This window comes from Pseudalkalibacillus sp. SCS-8 (assembly GCF_040126055.1).
GTDB lineage: Bacteria > Bacillota > Bacilli > Bacillales > Fictibacillaceae > Pseudalkalibacillus > Pseudalkalibacillus nanhaiensis.
Genome location: NZ_CP143541.1, coordinates 3,562,899 through 3,582,537, shown reverse-complemented (window position 1 = coordinate 3,582,537; position 19,639 = coordinate 3,562,899). Strand labels below are relative to the sequence as shown.

At 41.1% G+C, this 19,639-nt stretch carries 19 protein-coding genes; 14 read left to right on the top strand and 5 right to left on the bottom strand.

Translation table 11 applies throughout. The features are described from left to right. Window positions 1-25 precede the first annotated feature (25 nt). Together V1497_RS18470 and V1497_RS18465 are read right to left on the bottom strand one after the other, a co-directional pair. Window positions 26-328, bottom strand: a complete 303-nt coding sequence (locus V1497_RS18470) for a nucleotide pyrophosphohydrolase (RefSeq protein WP_349408975.1) — start codon at window positions 326-328, stop codon at window positions 26-28. Continuing rightward, on the bottom strand, window positions 325-1,974 hold the full coding sequence (locus V1497_RS18465; RefSeq protein ID WP_349408974.1) for a DUF2075 domain-containing protein: 1,650 nt from the start codon (window positions 1,972-1,974) through the stop codon (window positions 325-327). The genes V1497_RS18470 and V1497_RS18465 overlap by 4 nt, the downstream gene beginning before the upstream one ends. Window positions 1,975-2,203: 229 nt before the next feature. Between V1497_RS18465 and V1497_RS18460 the strand changes: the two genes are divergently transcribed. The 3 genes from V1497_RS18460 to V1497_RS18450 all read left to right on the top strand — a co-directional run bounded on the left by V1497_RS18460 (window position 2,204) and on the right by V1497_RS18450 (window position 4,968). Then, a complete protein-coding gene (locus V1497_RS18460) occupies window positions 2,204-2,386 on the top strand; it encodes a hypothetical protein (protein ID WP_349408973.1) in 183 nt (60 codons plus the stop codon). Between the two features lie 344 nt (window positions 2,387-2,730). Then, window positions 2,731-4,239 carry a malate:quinone oxidoreductase gene (locus tag V1497_RS18455; protein WP_349408972.1) on the top strand — a complete coding sequence of 503 codons (1,509 nt, stop codon included), beginning with the start codon at window positions 2,731-2,733 and terminating at the stop codon, window positions 4,237-4,239. A gap of 102 nt (window positions 4,240-4,341) precedes the next feature. Next, entirely contained in the window at window positions 4,342-4,968 is a 627-nt protein-coding gene (locus tag V1497_RS18450; protein ID WP_349408971.1) for a CoA pyrophosphatase, read from the top strand. Between the two features lie 21 nt (window positions 4,969-4,989). On the opposite strand, the gene V1497_RS18445 is transcribed toward V1497_RS18450, so the two are convergent. Next, window positions 4,990-5,343: a hypothetical protein gene (locus tag V1497_RS18445; RefSeq protein WP_349408970.1), complete on the bottom strand. Its 354-nt coding sequence runs from the start codon at window positions 5,341-5,343 to the stop codon at window positions 4,990-4,992. A 134-nt stretch (window positions 5,344-5,477) separates the two neighbouring features. Here V1497_RS18445 and V1497_RS18440 point away from each other — a divergent pair, with 134 nt between their 5' ends. The 3 genes from V1497_RS18440 (at window position 5,478) to V1497_RS18430 (ending at window position 8,203) form a co-directional block, all read left to right on the top strand. Further along, window positions 5,478-6,380, top strand: a complete 903-nt coding sequence (locus V1497_RS18440) for a hypothetical protein (RefSeq protein WP_349408969.1) — start codon at window positions 5,478-5,480, stop codon at window positions 6,378-6,380. Between the two features lie 81 nt (window positions 6,381-6,461). Beyond that, a complete protein-coding gene (locus tag V1497_RS18435) occupies window positions 6,462-6,758 on the top strand; it encodes a hypothetical protein (RefSeq protein ID WP_349408968.1) in 297 nt (98 codons plus the stop codon). Window positions 6,759-6,946: 188 nt separating this feature from the next. Next, the gene (locus tag V1497_RS18430) at window positions 6,947-8,203 is read left to right on the top strand and encodes a flagellin (protein ID WP_349408967.1); all 1,257 of its coding nucleotides are present in this window, start codon (window positions 6,947-6,949) and stop codon (window positions 8,201-8,203) included. A gap of 90 nt (window positions 8,204-8,293) precedes the next feature. On the opposite strand, the gene V1497_RS18425 is transcribed toward V1497_RS18430, so the two are convergent. Continuing rightward, window positions 8,294-8,926 (bottom strand): type 1 glutamine amidotransferase family protein, encoded by a 633-nt coding sequence (locus tag V1497_RS18425; RefSeq protein WP_349408966.1) that lies wholly within the window; start codon window positions 8,924-8,926, stop codon window positions 8,294-8,296. Between the two features lie 116 nt (window positions 8,927-9,042). Next, a complete protein-coding gene (gene ade, locus V1497_RS18420) occupies window positions 9,043-10,803 on the bottom strand; it encodes an adenine deaminase (protein ID WP_414703587.1) in 1,761 nt (586 codons plus the stop codon). A gap of 292 nt (window positions 10,804-11,095) precedes the next feature. Between ade and V1497_RS18415 the strand changes: the two genes are divergently transcribed. The 8 genes from V1497_RS18415 to V1497_RS18380 all read left to right on the top strand — a co-directional run bounded on the left by V1497_RS18415 (window position 11,096) and on the right by V1497_RS18380 (window position 19,634). Continuing rightward, the gene (locus V1497_RS18415; RefSeq protein ID WP_349408964.1) at window positions 11,096-12,292 is read left to right on the top strand and encodes a sodium:proton antiporter; all 1,197 of its coding nucleotides are present in this window, start codon (window positions 11,096-11,098) and stop codon (window positions 12,290-12,292) included. An 18-nt stretch (window positions 12,293-12,310) separates the two neighbouring features. Further along, entirely contained in the window at window positions 12,311-12,844 is a 534-nt protein-coding gene (locus tag V1497_RS18410) for a GNAT family N-acetyltransferase (RefSeq protein ID WP_349408963.1), read from the top strand. Window positions 12,845-12,862: 18 nt separating this feature from the next. After that, entirely contained in the window at window positions 12,863-13,684 is an 822-nt protein-coding gene (locus V1497_RS18405; RefSeq protein WP_349408962.1) for a helix-turn-helix domain-containing protein, read from the top strand. A gap of 45 nt (window positions 13,685-13,729) precedes the next feature. Continuing rightward, the gene (locus V1497_RS18400) at window positions 13,730-14,092 is read left to right on the top strand and encodes a VOC family protein (RefSeq protein ID WP_349408961.1); all 363 of its coding nucleotides are present in this window, start codon (window positions 13,730-13,732) and stop codon (window positions 14,090-14,092) included. A 564-nt stretch (window positions 14,093-14,656) separates the two neighbouring features. Further along, entirely contained in the window at window positions 14,657-14,797 is a 141-nt protein-coding gene (yhfH, locus tag V1497_RS18395; RefSeq protein ID WP_349408960.1) for a protein YhfH, read from the top strand. 84 nt (window positions 14,798-14,881) lie between these two features. Continuing rightward, on the top strand, window positions 14,882-16,471 hold the full coding sequence (aceB, locus tag V1497_RS18390; RefSeq protein WP_349408959.1) for a malate synthase A: 1,590 nt from the start codon (window positions 14,882-14,884) through the stop codon (window positions 16,469-16,471). Between the two features lie 23 nt (window positions 16,472-16,494). Beyond that, complete coding sequence (gene aceA / locus V1497_RS18385; protein WP_349408958.1) at window positions 16,495-17,778, top strand: isocitrate lyase; 1,284 nt, start codon at window positions 16,495-16,497, stop codon at window positions 17,776-17,778. Between the two features lie 665 nt (window positions 17,779-18,443). Beyond that, complete coding sequence (locus V1497_RS18380; RefSeq protein ID WP_349408957.1) at window positions 18,444-19,634, top strand: ParM/StbA family protein; 1,191 nt, start codon at window positions 18,444-18,446, stop codon at window positions 19,632-19,634. Window positions 19,635-19,639 lie beyond the last annotated feature (5 nt).

Here is a 19,639-nt window from a genome sequence, read left to right as displayed (position 1 = left end):
AATACTAGAGAAGAAATCCCAGTCCTTAACTAACCGGATACTTCTTCCCATTCTTCACAATCTTTTCTTCCACGATCTCTTTCACATCTAAGTTAAGATCAGCACAAAGCATTAAGGAATAGATTAAGACATCCGCGATTTCTTCACGGATGTTTTCTTTGTTTGCTTTGAGTGCTTCTTCACTGCTTACCCATTGAAAGTCTTCTAGTAGTTCTGCTGCTTCAATGGAGATGGAGATAGCAAGGTCCTTTGGATTATGGTATTGTCTCCAGTTACGCTCATCTCTGAATTCATTGATTGCATTGATCAAGTGTTTGATTTCGCTCATGCCTTTTTGCCCCTTTCTAACTCGAGCAGTCGTTTTCTTAATGTAGGGTCTGTTGCGTAAATATATAGACCACGTATACCACGTTTCATCAAGACGTTGATAGAATTCAGGATGATCTCTTCCTTAATTTCTTCATTCTTCTCAGGTGACAAGTCTGACCTTGAAGTAAAGCCACCTGTGTCTTTGTATTTGGAAGGATCTATGTCCAGTTGGTCTATTTTTTGATCATAGCCGACTGAAGGTCCAAGAACCACACCTACATAGTTTAGGTCAAATCCTTGAACGGTATATATTGAACCAACTTCTTTAATAGATTTCGGATTTTCAGCCCAAGCAACATTACTCTCTGTGTTGTTCCAGGGCATATTAACTCCTTCTTTATCGACAATGTAGGTTTCCCCGTCCTTTTTATGTAAATAATCAAAGGTTGAGACAATGCGGGAAAGACCAAATTTGTCATTTTTATTTTTAATAGCCGTTTTAAATGATTCAGCATCCTTAAATATTTTGAGTTCAAAACAAGAGTCTGTTTCTTTTTTTGGCAAGGGAAGGAGTTTTTTGGTAACAAAGTGGTCAATCCATCTAAGTGTTTTAGGAGAAGCTTTCATTCTCATTTGGTCTGTCAACTTTAAAGTTTTACTTGAATACTGTTTTGTAATTTCCTCAAGCAATCTGTCGTTCCAATAACTTTTTATTTTTAACACTTGTTTTGGATCAAAAATTACGATCGTAATTTTGCTACGTTTAATGATTTCGTCCAGATGATTATTATATTTGAAATTATTATACGTATCTTCTTTCGTCAACAACAGATGAGCTTCGTCTATCAATACAATATCTGCGGTTTCCCCAGATTTACTCATCTTATTAATAAACGGTGTTGGTTTCATTAGACTTTTCTTCTTAATGTTCGGCAAGCTATTTGCAAGACTTTTATAGGTCTTTAGCATCTCACCATTATTCACTAGTAAGTAATTATTAGTTTCTGATAATTGAGAGCTTGCATCCTTAGACAAATCCTGAAGAGTATTAAACAGAGAGCTTAGCAGGACGCTTTTACCTGTTCCAGCATCTCCTTCAATTGTTATGACATGGTTACCGTCCTTTTGCCTATTTTCCTTACAGAATTCAAGGATTTCATTCTTTATATCAAGTTGCAAATATGATAATTCCTTATAAGGAGATAATTTATAAATATCTTTGTTTCTAAGATTTTCAAGTGTATCGCCCACAATACTTTCTTCGCGAAGCTTCTCCCAAATCACATGAAAAAGCTCCTCATTATAGAAGGATTTCTCATAATAATTGTGCATTACCCTTGAGCTAGTCTGACTCACGTTTTGAAGTTGGTAGTGATTATCAGCGATAAAATAGTTAATCAAATTTGTTTCGATATTATAAGTTGCCGACTGATTAAACTTCTCATGTCCTATTAGAATAGAGCGATTTAGATTCTTCCGCTTATTATTGTCTAAATGATTCTTTAATCTTCGGGTAGCTTGAACAGTTTGACCAATATATGCAGATGGCCTCTTTTTCTTGTTATAAAGAATATACACAATTGGATAATTATTTAGCTGTACAGTCTTCTCAGTAAATTCAGGTTTAGGAGAAAAGTCTCTCATCTCAAATACTAGTTCATTCATTTTTTATGGCCCCAGTATCTCTTTTTAAAATAATATTATCATAAAGAAAGTAGAAAAATTAACCATTTATGGATTTTAGAATTATTTAGAGTACTAAAGAGTGACTAATATTTCATAAAACCTGAAAATCAATCATAAAAATGAATAAATGTAGCTTACATTCGATGGAATCTTGAGGATAAGTAGCTTGTTCGGTGGGAATCTTTTCAAAAATTTTGGAGGTGGGGTAATGCCGAAGTTCATTGAAGAGAGTCAGAGTGTTTCAAAAAAGCCTTTAAATCAAGAGTTGAACTTCGAAAGAATGTTTAGGGAAGACGGAATTTTTCATGATGACATCCCACTCGATGAGCTGCGGAAGCATATGAGACGGTCAAAATCTTATCATAAAATAAAGAAACGCCTGAGAAGATAATAGCAATAACGATATCTTTTAGCCATATAAACAAGGCAATCCCTAACTGAGTGGTTATAGGGTTGCCTTATTTTAATACTCAAACCAAGGTCCTAATCCTTTTTAAACCTTGGTTTTTGTGTGTTTCTAGGGCAATGTCGACAGACTTCACTTTTTTACCAGCGTAAAATAGTGTATAATTATCAGATAATAGCATAATTTTTAATTTTAATAAACATTTTGTAGAAAAATATATACTGATGATAGATATAAAAGGTGTGTTCCTAAGTTCAGCCTTGCTTGTAACGACATCTAGCAGGAGCGCCTGCTTTTTTATGCAATAAAATAAGATAAGGATGATGATCATGAGCAACGTTCAGAAGAAAACAGACGTGATCTTGATTGGTGCCGGAGTCATGAGTGCGACTTTGGGATCACTACTGAAAGAGTTATCACCTGACTGGGAGATTACAGTGTTCGAAAAGCTATCCAGTGCTGGTGAAGAAAGCTCCAATGAATGGAATAATGCTGGGACAGGCCATGCTGCCCTGTGTGAGCTCAACTATACGAATGAAAAACCGGACGGATCCATTGATACGGCGAAAGCAGTAAAGGTCAATGAACAGTTTCAGGTTTCAAGACAATTTTGGTCGTATCTTGTAAATAAAAAGTTGATTGAAAAACCACAAGAATTTATCATGCCTCTTCCGCATATGAGTCTTGTTCATGGCGAGAAGAATGTAGATTTTTTAAAACGACGATTTAAAGCGCTTTCAGATATTCCTTTGTTTAAAGGGATGGAATTTTCCGATGACCCTGAAAAGTTGATGGAATGGTTGCCGTTGATCATGGAAGGTCGAAAGATGGACGAGCCGATTGCCGCAACGAAAATCGACTCAGGGACAGATGTGAACTTCGGTGCGTTAACACGTAAGCTGTTTGACCATTTGGAGCAGGAAAATGTCCAGGTCAACTATAAGCATAGTGTTGAAAATATGAAGCGGACAAGCGATGGTGCTTGGGAAGTGAAAGTCCGTGATCTTGACGGTGGTAAAATTGAATACCACACGGCTAAATTCGTGTTCATCGGTGGTGGGGGCGGAAGTCTTCCATTACTACAAAAAACGGGGATACCAGAGTCTAAAAATGTTGGAGGGTTCCCGGTAAGTGGATTGTTCATGGTTTGTAACAATCCAGAGGTTATTAAACAGCATCAAGCAAAAGTGTACGGGAAAGCGAAGGTTGGAGCGCCTCCAATGTCGGTACCGCATCTTGATACACGTTTTATCGATAACAAAAAGTCCTTATTGTTTGGACCATTTGCCGGCTTCTCACCTAAATTCCTAAAGACAGGATCGAACTTTGATTTGTTCGGATCGGTAAAGCCGAGTAACCTGCTCACTATGTTATCAGCAGGGGTCAAAGAGATCGGATTGACGAAGTATCTCATTGAACAAGTCTTGTTATCCCATGAAAAGCGCATGGAAGAATTGCGTGAATTCATTCCTAACGCAAAAAGTGAGGATTGGGATATTGTCGTAGCGGGTCAACGAGTCCAAATCATTAAAGATACAGAAGCAGGCGGTAAAGGTACCCTTCAATTCGGTACTGAAGTCGTCAGTTCCGAGGACGGCTCGATTGCTGCGTTACTTGGGGCATCACCTGGAGCTTCTACAGCTGTTCAGGTCATGCTTGAAGTATTACAGAGGTGTTTCCCAGAACAGATGAATGAATGGGAGTCGAAAATCAAGGAAATGATACCGTCTTACGGCGTATCATTAGCGGACAACCCTGAGTTGTTCGAGGAAATCCACACGTCAACCGCACAGACACTTGGCTTAAGCCTCAGCGAAAAAGAGCTTGCCTATAACTAAAGATGAAAGAACCTTTAATCGACTAAGGATTAGAGGTTCTTTTTTTCGTTGGGCTTGTAAATTTTGTTATACTAAAAGGAAATATACTACAGGGGAATGTGTATGAATACGGAAAAATTGATTCGAAAAATGCAAAGCCATACACCGTCCATTCTAGGAAACGACAAGCGGTTACAGTTTTCCATTCTGATTCCGATGATAAAAAAAAATGATGGGCTGCATGTTCTTTTTGAAGTGAGAGCTAAGAAAATGAGGAGACAGCCGGGAGAGATTTGTTTTCCAGGCGGCAGGGTCGACCAGCAGGATAAGAGTGTGCAGGAAACAGCCGTCAGAGAAGCAATTGAAGAGCTGAGGATTGATCGACCTGCAATCACGCATGTGTATCCATTTGATTATATGATCTCGCCTTTCGGAATGCTGTTGAATACCTTTGTCGGGTTTTTGGACTGTGATGAAACGAAGCTTGATCCGAATCCAGCAGAAGTGGACGAAATTTTTACGGTCCCGCTTTCTTTCTTTACAGACCATCCACCTGAGGTTCATAAAATTCAATTCCAGGTGAAACCGAATGAGGACTTTCCATTTGATCTCATCCCTGGCGGTGAGGATTACAATTGGTCGACAAGAGAATTCGATGAGTATTTTTACAAATACGATGGAAAGGTCATCTGGGGATTGACCGCCCGAGTTCTCTTTTATTTTGTACAAATGATTAAAAAAGAGGGCTGACTTATAAAGTCAGCCCTCTTCTTATGCTTCACTCAATTCAATCGTATACGTTCCACGTTCTGTAACGAGTGTAAATCGTGTGTTGTCATATTGATATTGCGTGGCGTCTTCCAGCGGGATTTCATAATAAGAGGATGGTAGCGGCTCGGCGTTTTGGGCATCGATTGCCGTCGTCCCAACCCCATTGAAATGAACAGCGTACATCGGTTCATAACCGTCCATGCGTCTCGTATCCTTCGAATAAGAAATACCATCAAGCTTCATCATGATCGTATCTTGGTCACCCAGTTCCTGTTTCGTTATTTTAATGGTTTTTCCACTCCATTGTTTGATAAGTTCATCGAATTGTTCAACCGTCAAAAATTGTTCGTTCATATGGATCCCTCCTGCCCACTATGTTTTCCTAAGAAAGAGAAAATCATGCCGTCATTATAACGAACATAGGACTTTCTACACGCCACATAGAATCTTTACATACTAAGCTCTTAATCAAGGGGAGGGCTCGTCTATTGAGGAAGATTTTTGCAGTGATCCTTTTTTTCGTCATGATTGGCTTATATGGCTGTGGGAGTCACGAAAGCAAGGAAAATGCCAAAGATCCGGTAGATCAGCAATCCGAAGAGGAAACCGGAGATGGGACAAATGAAGGTGATAAGGAGGTAGATGAAGAATCGAATGAGGAAGAAGAAGTAAACGAAGAAGAGATTTCTGAAGAACCACTTGATCTCACCCCGCCTTATGATGGAACGATTTTCTTAGACCCTCATATTGTGACCGAGAATGATCCATCAACGTTCCTTGAGTTGAATTTTATCGGAAAAGAAAAGAGAATCATGTTTGATCGCAGGGTAGATAACTGGATTGAAGAAGAGGCGTTCCTGTTTCAAGCTTCTTTTAGTGATGGTTTTACGATTGAATTCCAGGTCAATCAAGAATTTGAGACGGAAGATGAGAGTTGGTACCAGGCAATGCGATTTACGCATTCGATCGGGCAGCTATCGGCCGTTCTAAAGAGTGAAATTCATTCTGTGACGATCCATAAGGGGTATAATCCGTTCGGGGGAGGGAACAACAATATCCTCATCCATACCGAACAAGCGGATGCATACATTCAGGAGGGGATTCTTGAGGAAACGCTGATTCATGAAGGGACCCATACCTCGATTGATCCTTTCCATTTCGACCAGAACGATTGGCTGGATGCACAAACGTTAGACGGAAGGTTCATCTCAACGTATGCGCAGGATTTCCCAGATCGAGAAGACTTAGCAGAATCGTTTCTCCTATATGTAGCTGCCAAATACCGTGCAGACCGGATCAGCCAGCAGCTTCTGGATACGATCAATGAGATCATGCCGAACCGGTTGGAATACTTTGAGAATCAAGACTTCGACATGAGACCGTATCATTAACCAGCATTCTATAAAAGAGTTGCCTTAAGAGGCAGCTCTTTTTTACCGATATAATAAATAAAAAATCAAACAGGAGGTTTCATGAAGAAAATTGAAATTAAGAAAATAGGTCCTGCGAGTATGTTTAAAAGTTCACTTTATATGTCGGCATTACCACTAGCGATCATTGCATTTATTGGATTGATTATAACCATTATTGGAGCAGCTTTACAAAACGAGATTCTTTTAACCATCGGTCTCCCATATCTCGGTTTTCCAATTGTCATGCTTTTCGTTTCGGGTTTTATAAATATGCTCATGGCCTTCATTTATAACTTCTTCTCACGTAAATTCGGTGGATTAGAGCTTGAAATAGCAGAAAAAAATGAAGAAGAATGATACATAAGTTGTTTAATTCAGCAGCCTTCAGTCAGAAGGCTGCTTTCTTTGTCGAATAAAGGGAAAAATTTGGTCAAAGTAAATCTATAAAACCCACTAAAAACTTGGTATAATGTTACAAAAGAACTATATTTTAGTTTTATTTTACTATTAACAAGGGTAAATAGTAGTAGTAAAGGGGTGATAAAATGACTATAGCCTTCCATAAAATAAACCCTACCAATATTCATCTTAAATCTCAATCGAACATTACGAATCTATTCGAACAGTTATCGACAGGCAGAAAGGTTAATCGTGCTGCGGATAATGCTGCATCCTTAAGTATATCCTCCAAGCTCCGTGCTCAAATCAGGGGGCTGAAGATGGCGGAGAGGAATACCCAGGATGGGATTTCGTTAGTCCAAGTGGCAGAAAGTGCTGTACGGGATGTTCATTCAACGTTGCAACGTCTCAGGGAGTTGAGTGTACAAGCCTCCACTGAAACGTTATCAGCAAACGATCGGAAAGCGATTCAGGATGAGGCAGTAGAGTTGTTCAAACACATTGATGATGTTTCCATCCAGACCTCATTCAACAACAACAAATTATTCACGAACGAAATTGAAACATCCGTCAATAAAGTCAAGGTAGGCACATGGTGGACTAATCCGTTCGTGCATGCCGCGACATTCAATGTACCTGAAGGGGAAAATGACGTTCTCATTGTGAGAGGTTTCTTTGATACGATTTCTGGAGCACTGTTCCCGGATATCAATGTAATCAGTCCAACGAAGGAACTGTTCGGTTGGTGGCCATATGAATATAAAGCGGGTGAGAAGCACTTAAATGATTATCCATCTCTAAATAATGGGCAACCATTAGAAAATGAGAGCAATCGGTCTTCTGAATATGCCTACTACAGCGGCTGGGCAGGCAATCCGGAATACATGCGGTTCAACAACCCTGTAACAGGCGAATGGAAGTTATATGCTCAGAATCTTGGTGGTACGAAGCCATCCGATTATAATGTCGCTTATGATTACATAGGAACACCCAAATCCTTTAAAATTCAAGTTGGTCCGAGCAGTAATGACCATTATGAAGTCGAAATGAGCAATATCTCTACCCTCGCGTTGGATGTGGACCGAATCTCGTTTTTAACTGCTGATGATAGTCAACAATCGATCAAGAAATTAGACAAGGCCATTGACTATACACTTTCCGAATTAGGAAAATATGGGGCCTATCAAAACGCCCTTGAAAGTAAAGTCAGACAGATTACCAACTATGAAACGAATCTCGTAGCCACAGATTCTCAACTTACTGATCTGGACATGGCTCAAGGCGTCATGAGTGTTACGAAGGAAAAATTACTCCAAAAGGTCGGCGCAAGCCTGCATGCTCATAGCATTGATAACAGTACCCGTTTCGCAGATCTCTTATTTGGAGATAAGATGGCCCAATAAATAAAAGAAATTCGGATATGATCATAGTAGAGATGCTGTCGGCTGGACGGGATCTCATTTGTTTTTTAGGATGAAAATTCAACTTCCAACCTATCGATCTAGTGAATCCATTAATTGAAAGAAGTATTGGGGTTCATGAGTTTTATTCAGGTTGTACCAATACTGCAATGTATCTGGCGCACATACATCTATTTGTTTCAAAACTTCCATAGCAAATTCAAGAGGAGCTATTCCTGATGCCGTAATTAAATTCTTATCAGATACTGCAGGTTCATTCATATGAAACTTTTCACCTTTATAATTTGGACAGATCATTTTTGTGTATTCCAGGTTATTGCTTGTATGCTTTCGGGAATCTAGATATCCCATATTCGCGAGTCCGTCTGTTGCACCACATATTGCAGCAACAAAAGCACCGAGCTGTAAGCCTTCACCTGCTATTTTTAAAATAGATTGATGGATATCTTCTCCCCACGTGTTCCCTCCAGGTAAAATAAGCATGCATTCACGATCAAGCGTACAATCATCTATAGTGATATCTGGTTTTATCTTCAGACCACCCATTGTCGTTACAATTTCTTTATTCACTCCTACCGTAACAACGTTTAAAGGTGCTAAATCTTTTTTGAAAAATCTTCCTGTATTAAGTTCTGCAATCAAATATCCATATTCCCAATCCGACATTGTATTGAATACATAAAGAAACACGTTTTTGGTCTGCACACGAACACTCCTCTTATCAAAGATTATTTAATAAAACCATTATAGAACAAACGTTCGTAAATTTATAGTAGTTTTTTTCCTGAATAAAAAAGGATGAGTATTGTAAGATTGATCGTCTAGACATCGATATGCTGAAAGGTATCAACATCAAAGAGACCGAGATCAGTTAGCTTCAGATGCGGAATGACAGGCAAGGTCAAGAAGGACAATGTTAAGAAGGGGTTGAATGATCCTTTGAAGCCGATATCGGATAACCGGCTTTTCATGTTCATCAGTTCAGTATAGATCCTTTGGTAATCCTGGGTAGACATTAACCCACCGATGGGTAGAGACAATGCAGATACAGCATTCCCACCTTGCACCAAAACGAGCCCGCCGTTCATGTCTTGAAGCGTATGAATTGCCTTTAGAAGGTCAGTATCATTTGTTCCTGCTGCAACGATATTATGAGAATCATGAGCAATCGTAGTCGCAATGGCGCCATCCTTCAGTCCGAAGCCTTTTACGATCCCTCGTCCGATGTTCCCGGTTTTCTTGTGCCGTTCGATGACAAGTAATTTGAGCAGATCCTTTGATACTTCGGGCTGGAAGTGACCATCTTCGCAATGGACTTCTTCCAATCGTTTTTTAGTAATCAGTTGATTTGGCACAATTTCAATAATGTTGGCTTTACGGGAATCAGAGATGGGGATTTCCAAGTCTTTGATACTAATGGCTTTCGTGTGGATGGTTTCCATCAGTTCAGGTGAGGGCGTTTCTTTTTCCATAGGCTTTCCTATGTATATTCCGTCTTTAGCGACAAGCTTTCCACCTTTATAAACCTCAGAAATCGTTAATGCATTCAGATCGTCTAATAAAAGGAAGTCAGCCTCATAACCTGGTGCAATCGCGCCTTTCGTAGATAAGCCATAGCATTCTGCTGCATTTAGGGAGGCCATTTGAATCGCTACAATTGGTTGGATACCTTTCTGAATGGCAAGCCTTACGTTATGGTCGATGCTGCCGTTTTCAACTAGGTCGTCCAAATGCTTGTCATCTGTACAGAACAGGCATCTGCGCGCGTTCTGTTCGTTTATGACTGGGATGAGTGCCGACAGGTTTTTGGCTGCGGATCCTTCCAGTATGAGGACGTACATGCCTCTCCGAAGCCGTTCCAATGCTTCTGCAGCCGTCGTACATTCATGATCCGTCGAAATTCCAGCTGCTCTGTAGGTGTTGATAGCGGTTTGGTCTAAACCAGCTAGATGACCATCGATATGACTCCGGTGCTTCCATGTTGTTAAAAGCTTATCTAGCATTTCTTTTTTCGCCTGGTGAAGAGAAGGGTAGTCCATCACTTCTGCCAACCCTAAGACACGTCTGTGTTCAAAGAAAGGTTCAAGATCCTGTGCTGTTAACGTTGCACCTGAGTTTTCAAAGGGTGTAGCCGGTACACACGAGGGGAGCATGAGAAGGACATCTAACGGGATGTCTTCAGAATCCTGTATTATGAACTCAATTCCCTCTTTACCGGATACATTGGCGATTTCATGAGGGTCGGTGATGACAGTCGTTACCCCGTGAGGCAAAACAACTTTCGCATACTCTGATGGGGTTACCATTGAGGATTCAATATGAACATGTCCATCTATGAAGGAGGGACAAATATAGCGGTCTGCAGCATCAATGATGTGGTTGCCTTCATACTCTCCGATTCCGACGATAAACCCATCTGTAATGGCAACATCGCCAAGCAGGATTTCTCCGTTAAAGACATCGATAATTCTCCCATTTTTTATGACCAAATCTGCGGTCGTTTGTTTTCCGGCAGCTTCGATACGCTTCTTCAACCGTTCAAAATTGAGATTCAAGCCGATTACCTCCTGTCCGATGGTCATTCCTTAACCTTGTCTATCTATTATATTCGTGAGATGGAATATCCTTCTGAAAAAATTTCGTTGTTCGCTTTCGACTGGATGAAAGCAGCGTTTAGGAGCGGGGTGGAACTTGTTAGGATTTTTCAAAAAGGCGAGGCGGCTAGCCGAAGTATATAATGAAGAGGAGATGAACGAGGCATTAGTTGAATGTACTTTTACACCAATAATTCTAATTGCGGGAGTTTCGTGGAGAAGAGGAAAGGATAGAGTATAAATATACTACCCATCCTATGCCAACCAGGAGGACAAGTCTATGTCGGTCTCGCAGGTCATCCTATTACTCCTCATCGGATACATCGTCTTCACGATTGATAAAAAGCAAAAAAACGTTCCTGTCCCAGTTCTACTCGTATTGATCGGGATCGGTTTATCGTTCATCCCTTACTTTTCTGGTATAGAGGTAACTAAGGAAGTCATTTATGGCATTTTCCTGCCTGGTTTATTGTTTAAAGCGGCCTACAGCTTCTCCCCAAAGGCGTTGAAGGCTAATGCAGGAATCATCGGGATGTTGAGTACGATCGGCATCATCGTAACCACACTGTTTTTAGGTGCTTTGATCGCTTTCATAGGAGGCTTGTTTACGAGCATTTCCTTTGTCGGAGCGCTTGTCATCGCCGCAATTCTAACACCGACAGATCCCGTTTCGGTTGTGTCGATTTTGAAAAAGGCGACTTCTGATGATTCGAATGTGGCGGATGTCGTAGACGGGGAATCCATGATCAACGATGGGACAAGTGTCGTCCTTTTCGGTGTCATTTCAGGAATATATATGGAGAACAAATCATTCGATTTTCTTTCGTTTCTCGGTGAGTTCTTATATATGGGTGTAGGCGGTGCAGTCCTTGGCCTCGTGATCGGCTGGATTTTCAGTAAGGCGATCCATATTACCCACCATAAGGATTATCAAGTGATGTTAAGTATCATCATTGCCTATGGTGTATTTCATATTGCAGAGCATCTCGGCTTTTCCGGTGTTCTTGCAACTGTTGCTGCAGGCGTGATGTTAGCGTGGGAGTTCAACCATACGAACAAGGAAGATCATTATCAGGAGGCACTTTCAGGATTTTGGGATGTTGTTGAACCTTCCATTTTATCGTTAGTGTTTTTACTGATCGGTATCGTGGCTACGGAACATCTCTATATGGATCTTTGGGGACTCGCGTTCATCATATTCCTCTTATCTATGCTCGTACGGTTCGTTGTCATTTATGGCACTACTCAGATGTTTGGTCCTTGGCGTCGGGACATCGGTTTGAAAAAGGCAGCTCTCATTACGTGGTCAGGAATTCGCGGAACGATGTCCGTCGTCCTCATACTCAGCCTGCATGAAAAGGCAACGGGTGACTTGGATCTGTTATTATCCTTATCCTTTTCAGTAGTTGTCCTCTCATTAGTCATTCAAAGTCTGGGTGTCTATCCTTTGTCGAAGAAGTTGATCCATTCAAGTTGAGAAAAGGGGTAAAGCAGTTTGAAAATTAGATATAAAGACTTACAGGTAAAAGATTTGCACAACCGGCTATTGGAGGTTTTCAATCGTTATCAAGTGACGCAACAGGTCTGGCATAAGGAGGAAGGAAATTTCTCCGTAAGAGACGATCATTTCATTGATGAGTGGGATGATACGCACAAAGCAAGAGTCATTCAAGACCTGAAACGGTGTATCGAAAAAGGTGGAGCGGTAATAGGAGCATTTGCGGATGATAAGTTGGTTGGTTTTGCAAATGTGGAAGGCGAAAGGTTCGGATCCAGGAATCAGTATGTTGAGCTTCCCTACATCCATGTTTCAAATGAGTACCGTAAGCACGGTATAGGTAAGGAATTGTTTAAACGATGTTGCGAGAAAGCATCGGATTTAGGAGCGGAGAAAGTATACATTGGTGCTCACCCTGCAGTTGAAACCCAGCACTTTTACCGTTCGCTAGGTTGTACATATGCTGAGGAAATCAATCAAAGAATATATGAAAAAGAGCCATTAGATATGCAGCTGGAATTTCGATTATGAGAAATAGGTGTGAAGCGTGTGAAGTATGAAGAGAGAAAGCCGCCAAAAGAGCTGGAGCCTTATGTAAAATGCTTCTGGCTTCTTCATAGGGAATATGACGAGCGTGACGATGAAGAAGTTTTATGGCCGGACGGCTGTATTGAAATGATCTTTCATTTCGGTGCATCCTATCAAGTCAAAGGCAAACCGATGGAGACCTCCTTTTTGATCGGAACTTTGACTCACTATCACATTATAAAAGCAATGGGAACCATCAAGCTGTTTGGAATCCGCTTGAAGCCATGGGGACTTAAATATTTTAAGGATTTGAATGTAAAAGAGTTAAAGGATGGCTTCATTGCCCTGAAGGATGTATTTAGGTCTGATAAGGTCAATCAACTCGAACAAAAACTCGCCCACGCTTCATTTGAAGAAGGGCTTCCCCATTTAGAAAGCTTTTTACTGAAAGGTTTGTCCCATAACGAGCTTGATCCAGTTTTCTTATCTACTCTTGAAGAAATTTATGAGGATCCGAAGGGAACAGATATCCAATCCGTTGTTGAGAAGAGTCACTATTCGAAAAGACAGTATGAACGAAAATGCAGTGATTGGACAGGGCTTACTCCGAAAAAGCTAAGTAAGGTTGCTCGCTTCAACCAGGTCAGGCTTAGGATCTTTTTTGATCCGGATGTCGATCTTCATGATTGCATGTATGAATTCGGTTATTTTGATTATGCTCACTTTTCCAAGGAGTTCAAGGAAAGTCTCGGCCTTACACCGAAGGAGTATCAAAGGTGGATTTTAGATAAAGCGAATAAACCGAAGGAAGACGTCGTTTTTTTACATGATGAGCCTGAATGACGATGGTATGATAAGACCAATCAAACAGAAAAAGGAGCCATAATCATGATCAAAAATTTAGGTACTGTAGCGGTTTATGTTGAAGACCAACAAAAAGCGAAAACCTTTTGGACGGAAAAAGTCGGTTTCGAGGTAGTGAAGGAGATGCCGATGGGTCCAGACACATTTTGGCTAGAGGTGGCCCCTGCAAATGCACCGACTCGTTTAGTGCTCTATCCGAAAGCGATGATGCAAGGGCATGAACAGATGAAAGCATCCATTGTTTTTGAATGTGATGATGTTATAAAAACATATGAAACGATGATGGAGAATGGCGTCTCGTTTAAGGAGGAGCCGAAAGAAATGCAATGGGGAACGTTCGTTCAATTTACTGATGAAGATGGAAATGAATTTATTTTAAAAGGATAACCCGTTTATTGGAAAGACTGGCAGTGGCCAGTCTTTTTTTTGTTGGTCTGTAGATGATCCTGAGCCTGCTGACCTGCATTTTCAGTTTTGTAGATAATTTCTCGTTTTTGTAGATAATTCGTTATTTTCGTAGATAATTTTTATTTTTCGTAGATAATTTTCAATTTTTGTATAAAAATCCTCATTTTTCGTAGATAAATTCGGATTCAAGCCATTATCCAGCCCTCAAAATGAAAATTTCAGTGTCTTTCCTTAAAAATAAAGATAATTAGCGACAAATCAGGTAAAAAACATTAGTTTGGCCACGTTTTTTCATTAATTACTTCTACTTCAACCAGGCGGAACCTCATAAACAGAACAAAAGATGCATTCTGTACTACAACACGTCTGTTTTAGTACAGAATTTCGTAAAAAACCCCCGTCACTACAAGGTTCATACCACGTACAAACGTATAATTTTCAGATTTTTAAAAAAATGGGTACACATTCGTTTTGTTTTTATGTATACTGTACTATAACAGAAACAAAGATTAATTGAGTGTTCTACAAAAAGGAGGATGAACAATGAGCAAGTTGGAGAGCCCAATGAAGTTTTTCAGAAACCTGCCTAAGAAAAAGTGCCCGGAGTGTGGGGAGCATATCGTTGAGCAAGCTGAATCCTATTTCATGGAATGTGAAAGATGCTTAGCGAAAAGAGAAGAGTAAAAGGATGAGGGAGAGACCTCGTCTTTTTCTATGGACAAATAAGGGAAGCTTGATCTGAACAGATGGAAGGGAAGTGTCGGTTACATGCGTACAGATGCAAAAGGAATTCAAATCCTTGCACCCGTAACGAGTGAATTCGAAAAAATATTGACCCCTGAAGCGCTACAGTTTGTCGAAAAGCTGGAGCGCCGTTTCGGTGAACAAAGACTTCAATTATTGCAAAAGAGAACTGAAATCCAACATGAGATTGATCTTGGAAAAAACCCGAATTTTTTAACGGAAAGGGAACATATTCGACAAGGAGACTGGACGATTGCTCCTATTCCTGAAGATCTCCAGGACCGACGCGTTGAGATTACAGGGCCGGTCGACCGGAAAATGGTCATCAATGCATTGAATTCCGGTGCAAAGGTATTCATGGCGGATTTTGAAGATGCAAACTCACCTACGTGGGAGAATTGTATAGAAGGACAAATCAATTTGCGGGATGCGATAAAAGGTACGATTTCCTTCGTTAATGAAAAAGGAAAGCGCTATCAACTGAATGATCGCCCTGCTGTACTTAAAGTAAGACCTAGAGGCTGGCACCTGGAGGAGCGGCATGCACATATCGATGGACGACCAATATCAGCCAGCTTGTTCGATTTCGGATTATATTTCTTCCATAACGCGAAAACGTTGATTGAAAAGGGAAGCGGTCCTTATTTTTATTTACCGAAGCTCGAAAATCATCTGGAAGCGCGACTATGGAATGATGTGTTCGTATTTGCCCAACATGAGCTAGGTATCCCTCAAGGAACAATCAAGGCTACGGTGTTGATTGAGACGATTCTTGCAGCCTTCGAGATGGATGAAATCCTTTATGAGCTGAAGGACCATTCAGCAGGGTTGAACTGTGGGAGATGGGACTACATCTTCAGCTTTATAAAAAAGTTCAAGAATCGACCGGAAGTCATCCTCCCAGACCGTTCGCTCGTCACGATGACGGTACCGAATATGAGAGCGTATTCCTTATTGGCTATTCAAACGTGTCACAAACGGAACGCTCCGGCGATTGGGGGTATGGCGGCTCAGATCCCTGTCAAAAACAATCCTAAAGCCAATGAGGCAGCGTTCGAAAAAGTACGTGCAGATAAAGAAAGGGAAGTGAAGGATGGCCATGATGGTACATGGATTGCCCATCCAGGAATGATTCAAATTGCGATGGATGTGTTTGATGAGCACCTTCCGACAGCCAATCAAATTCATCGACAAAGAGACGATGTGGAGATTACAGCAGAAGATCTGCTTCATGTCCCAGAAGGAGAAATAACAGAACAAGGCGTTCGTACGAATTTGAATGTAGGGATCCGGTATATTGCTGCATGGTTGTGCGGACGTGGCGCTGTACCGATCAACAACCTTATGGAGGATGCTGCAACAGCTGAAATCTCTCGCGCACAAGTCTGGCAATGGATTCGGCATCCGAAAGGGATTTTAGAGGATGGACGTAAAGTGACGGTGGAGCTATGCAAGGAACTATTGGAGGAAGAAGTGTTGAAAATCAAATCTGAATTCGGTAAGGAACAATATGAAAAAGGACGCTTTGATGAAGCACGCATCCTGTTTGAAGATTTGATCGTACAGGACGACTTTGAAGAATTTTTAACACTGCCAGCATATCAAAAATTATAAAAAGGGTTAGGGAGGAAAATAAGATGACACAAGGTAAAGCAATGAAAATTCAGAAGGACTGGGACCAAAATGAGAGATGGAAGGGTGTAACGAGACCTTATACACCTGAAGATGTTATCCGATTAAGAGGATCGATTGACATTGAGTATACATTAGCCCGCCGAGGAGCAGAAAAACTATGGGATCTCTTGCATAAAGAGGATTACGTAAACGCACTTGGAGCGTTGACGGGTAACCAGGCGATGCAGCAAGTGAAGGCAGGGCTGAAGGCGATTTACTTAAGTGGCTGGCAGGTTGCTGCAGATGCGAATATGTCCGGTCAAATGTACCCTGACCAAAGCTTATATCCTGCAAACAGTGTGCCGCAAGTCGTTAAGCGGATTAACCAGACCTTACAGCGTGCCGATCAAATCCAGTGTATGGAGGGGAAAGGCGACATCGATTGGTTTGCGCCGATTGTTGCTGATGCAGAAGCTGGATTTGGCGGACAGTTGAATGTTTTTGAACTGATGAAGGGCATGATTGAAGCTGGTGCAGCAGGTGTGCATTTCGAGGATCAACTTTCTTCTGAGAAGAAATGCGGTCACCTTGGAGGGAAGGTCTTACTTCCAACCCAAACGGCAGTACGGAACTTGATTTCAGCAAGGTTTGCAGCGGATGTGATGGGCGTACCGACAATCATCGTCGCTCGAACGGATGCGAATGCAGCCGACCTTATTACGAGTGACATCGATCCTGAGGATGCGAGCTTTATCACTGGTGAACGGACTGCAGAAGGCTTCTTCCGAACAAAAGCAGGCATCGATCAAGCGATTGCTAGAGGTCTTGCGTATGCGCCTTATGCAGACCTTGTATGGTGTGAAACATCTGAACCGAACTTAGAAGAAGCGAAGCAATTTGCGGATGCGATCCATGAGAAATACCCTGGCAAACTATTAGCTTACAATTGCTCACCATCGTTCAACTGGAAAGCGAAGCTCGATGATGTGACGATCGCTAAATTCCAAAAGGAACTCGGAAAAATGGGCTATAAGTTCCAATTCGTTACCCTAGCTGGCTTCCATGCGTTAAATCACAGCATGTTCGAGCTTGCAAGGCAATATAAAGACCGAGGAATGGCAGCATACTCTGAGCTTCAGCAAGCAGAGTTTGCGAGTGAACAATACGGATATTCAGCTACACGCCATCAGCGTGAAGTAGGAACAGGATACTTTGATGAAGTGGCGAAGGTCATTTCAGGTGGAACCTCCTCTACCACTGCGTTGAATGGTTCGACAGAAGCCGAGCAATTCCAATCTGCAAAGTAACCTTGTGTAAACGACCTGTAGGAATCTTCTTCCCCTTTCGACAGTAATCTTCGTTAAATGCTGTTAAGTGGGAGCGATTCCTACGGTCTTTTTATTGAGTGCAATTGGATCTCATGCATTTACCTGCTCCTGCTCACCCCTAGAGAAATCGCTCTTACGAGAATAGCCCTCCATTTATTTTCTACTCCTTCTTCCAAACCCTTCTTTCTCCAAAACAAATGTATTTTACTCCTGTGATGCTTATTTTATAAACCCTCTCCCTTTTTGTTCTCAGCCTAACCTTTCTCTCTTCGTAATCCTTCTCTTCACTCCTTCACCTTACTCTTGTCAGATTTTCGTAATTCTACGTTTTATTAATCTCTGGACCCACCAAACATTTACAAAAACACACGGGTGGAACATGTTAAAAACAGGGTAGGGGAGAGGCGCACATTCCCAATAATTAGGATGTAAACAAAAATATATACATGTACACAATAAGTAAACAAAATGTTTTCAATGATGTGTACATGTAAACAAATACGTACACATGCTGTTGCATCAACTGTTTACAATTTGTACACATGTAAACGAAAAAGAACACATCGAAAGGCGCATTGACTATTCATCCATTCTCTAATACCTTTAATCTAGTAACACACATTCTCTGAGAGGGGTAATGAATTATGACAAAATCAAGAATTGCTGCAGTGGACGTCGGGAACGATGCTGTTAAAGCAAACTTCGGAAAACTAGAAAATGAGTTGTATATTCCAAATGTCATTGCACGTGATATGGAAGACCGCCCTGTTATCGGTATTGAAGAATTAGATGAAAAAGACCCACTAGATAATCTACATATTCGAGTACACTCCCCAGCACTAAAAGAAAACAATGTTATCTATCGTGTTGGTAATCTAGCAACGAAAACGACGAATTCCACTGAGTTGGACCCAGGAAGCAATAAGTCAGAAGAAGATCAAACTCTCGTCATGTTGTTTGCGGCGATTGCATTGGATGCAGTTGGCTACAATAAAGGAGCAACATCCTTTAAAACGGCTAACAATGTCGTTGAGGCAAACTACACACTTGGGACAGGCTTGCCACTAAGAGAAGTGAAAGAAGGTAAGGACGTTGGTTACCGCTCACAATTGTTAGGATCCGTCCATCAAGTGGAGTTCTTGGTAACACCACAATTCCAAGGTAAGAAAGTGAACATTAAATTCGATGAAGTGAAGGTATATCCGGAAGGCTTCGCAGCTTATGTGAACCTGGTTATGGATAACGATCTCAATATCATCAATAAAGAATTGATCGACAAACAAATCCTCATCCAGGATATTGGTGGTTTATCTACGGATATCGCAGTAATCCGTAACCGTAATGTGGACGATGATAAAGCACAAGGCTTCAACTTAGGTGTTGCTGAATCGTTGGAACAAATCCGTGACGAAATCCTTACAAAGCATGGCGTCGAACTGGATAGCCGTCGCGATGTTGTCGATATCATTACTAGGAAGAATAATCGTCATCACATCATGGTAAAAGGAAGCCGTACGAATGTGCATGATATTACAGACCGAATTCTATTAGAGCTAGCGAAGAAACAATATCGCTATCTCAGAAATGTATGGCAACGAAACTCCCAATCTGAAATTTGCTACTTCGTCGGGGGCGGATCTGCTGTCCTGAAGGATTATTTGAAAACATTGAACAACAATTTAGACGGGTTCAACATCGAATTCTTCGAAGATGAGAATGAAAGTATTTGGATGATGGCGAATGCGTATTACAAGCTGATTTCCGATTATATCCGTAAAATGGAAAAAGAAACGAAGTCTGAGAAGAAAGAGAAAGAGACTACCGCTGCTAAGTAGGGTGA

What these genes read in the sequence shown, in the direction of transcription:
- V1497_RS18470 (WP_349408975.1), bottom strand. Translation starts at nt 328, where the DNA reads ATGAGCGAAATCAAACACTTGATCAATGCAATCAATGAATTCAGAGAT.
- V1497_RS18465 (WP_349408974.1), bottom strand. Translation starts at nt 1,974, where the DNA reads ATGAATGAACTAGTATTTGAGATGAGAGACTTTTCTCCTAAACCTGAA.
- V1497_RS18460 (WP_349408973.1), top strand. Translation starts at nt 2,204, where the DNA reads ATGCCGAAGTTCATTGAAGAGAGTCAGAGTGTTTCAAAAAAGCCTTTA.
- V1497_RS18455 (WP_349408972.1), top strand. Translation starts at nt 2,731, where the DNA reads ATGAGCAACGTTCAGAAGAAAACAGACGTGATCTTGATTGGTGCCGGA.
- V1497_RS18450 (WP_349408971.1), top strand. Translation starts at nt 4,342, where the DNA reads ATGAATACGGAAAAATTGATTCGAAAAATGCAAAGCCATACACCGTCC.
- V1497_RS18445 (WP_349408970.1), bottom strand. Translation starts at nt 5,343, where the DNA reads ATGAACGAACAATTTTTGACGGTTGAACAATTCGATGAACTTATCAAA.
- V1497_RS18435 (WP_349408968.1), top strand. Translation starts at nt 6,462, where the DNA reads ATGAAGAAAATTGAAATTAAGAAAATAGGTCCTGCGAGTATGTTTAAA.
- V1497_RS18430 (WP_349408967.1), top strand. Translation starts at nt 6,947, where the DNA reads ATGACTATAGCCTTCCATAAAATAAACCCTACCAATATTCATCTTAAA.
- ade (WP_414703587.1), bottom strand. Translation starts at nt 10,803, where the DNA reads ATGACCATCGGACAGGAGGTAATCGGCTTGAATCTCAATTTTGAACGG.
- V1497_RS18415 (WP_349408964.1), top strand. Translation starts at nt 11,096, where the DNA reads ATGTCGGTCTCGCAGGTCATCCTATTACTCCTCATCGGATACATCGTC.
- V1497_RS18400 (WP_349408961.1), top strand. Translation starts at nt 13,730, where the DNA reads ATGATCAAAAATTTAGGTACTGTAGCGGTTTATGTTGAAGACCAACAA.
- yhfH (WP_349408960.1), top strand. Translation starts at nt 14,657, where the DNA reads ATGAGCAAGTTGGAGAGCCCAATGAAGTTTTTCAGAAACCTGCCTAAG.
- aceB (WP_349408959.1), top strand. Translation starts at nt 14,882, where the DNA reads ATGCGTACAGATGCAAAAGGAATTCAAATCCTTGCACCCGTAACGAGT.
- aceA (WP_349408958.1), top strand. Translation starts at nt 16,495, where the DNA reads ATGACACAAGGTAAAGCAATGAAAATTCAGAAGGACTGGGACCAAAAT.
- V1497_RS18380 (WP_349408957.1), top strand. Translation starts at nt 18,444, where the DNA reads ATGACAAAATCAAGAATTGCTGCAGTGGACGTCGGGAACGATGCTGTT.